The organism is Salmonella sp. SAL4457 (assembly GCF_046548235.1).
GTDB classification, from domain to species: Bacteria; Pseudomonadota; Gammaproteobacteria; order Enterobacterales; family Enterobacteriaceae; genus Salmonella; species Salmonella enterica.
In genome coordinates this window covers 1-237 of the sequence record NZ_JBGDZO010001311.1, presented here as the reverse complement: position 1 = coordinate 237, position 237 = coordinate 1, and the positions used below count along the sequence as shown (strand labels likewise).

General features: G+C 52.7%; 1 protein-coding gene. It reads left to right on the top strand.

The annotated features are described in order from the left end of the window. Positions 1-237 (top strand): phage DNA ejection protein (locus ACLJNW_RS28430; protein ID WP_410962016.1); only part of this gene is annotated, 237 nt, incomplete at both ends.

Genomic DNA, 237 nt, shown 5'->3' with positions numbered 1-237 from the left:
CACCAATCCAGACCAGATTGAAACAATTCGTCAGGGCATGGGTTTTGTTGATGCTGATCGCAATCAGGCTATGGGAGATATGTCTGCAAGATTGAACATCGCCGCCGCTCAGGGGCCAGAAGCGGTGATGCGAGAGCTGGCCACTCACCAGAAGACGCTGCAGCAAAGTGGCGTATCTCCTGAACAGGCGTGGCAGACATATCAACAAAGCCCTGAAGGCTTCACGCAGTTAACAGA